At 46.1% G+C, this 853-nt stretch carries 1 protein-coding gene and 1 pseudogene; one reads left to right on the forward strand and one right to left on the reverse strand.

Annotation, left to right across the window (positions count from 1 at the left end):
- Window positions 1-255 (forward strand): annotated as a pseudogene (locus R7190_RS26450) (ABC transporter); the annotation flags it as partial.
- 13 nt (window positions 256-268) lie between these two features.
- On the opposite strand, the gene R7190_RS26455 reads toward R7190_RS26450, so the two are convergent.
- The coding region (locus R7190_RS26455; RefSeq protein ID WP_318137749.1) for an EAL domain-containing protein at window positions 269-853 on the reverse strand (585 nt) is incomplete at its 5' end.

Raw genomic sequence — 853 nt, forward strand, 5'->3', positions numbered from 1 at the left:
CGTTTGCTGTTGATCGCGCGCGCTATAGCGAAGCAGCCAACACTACTCATTTTGGATGAGCCCTATCAAGGTCTCGACTTTTTAGGACGACGCTTGGTAAAAAACACGTTGGAACTGATTGCACGTGAAAATCTCAGCCAATTGCTTTACGTCTCCCATTACCAAGAAGACAGCCTTGAGAGCATCAAAAACGATCTTGAGTTTGTCTTCGGTGACGAAGCGCAGTGTTATCGCGCTCAAATTCATCACTGGTAATGCGTAACAAGAGCTAGGAAATCGGCTGCTGCGCAAGCAGGGAATATGGTAAAGGTTTGGAATACAGGTAGCCTTGATGGTATTGCACTCCCATATTTTTCAAATGCTCTGCTTGCGCCGGCGTTTCGACGCCTTCGGCAATCAACTTCACTTGCAGCTCGTCCGCAAAATGAACGATGGCATTCAATACGGATGCACTCACACTTTGAATGCCTATTGTTTCAACAAAACACTTGTCGATTTTCAAATAATCAATTTTCATGTGCTGCAAAAATGCTAACGACGTTTGCCCAGTTCCAAAGTCGTCAATCAGTACATCAATTCCGTGCACGCGCAACGCTGCAATATGCTTCCTTGCTTCCCCATTGATCAACTGACGCTCCGTAATTTCGATGCCGAGCGACACATTATTCTCACTTAGCTGTCTGTGAATGAGTTGCAGTTTTCTTATTACATGAGAACCGACAAGGTAACCAGGAGGCACATTGACACCAAGATGCACCGGATGAGTAAACGTCAGTTTGGAAAAATCGTCCGCCGCTTTTTCTAAAACGTAGTCGGTCAGCAACGATACTAACCCGTTCTGTTCGGCCGCAGG

It is taken from the genome of Vibrio sp. 1078-1 (assembly GCF_033340475.1).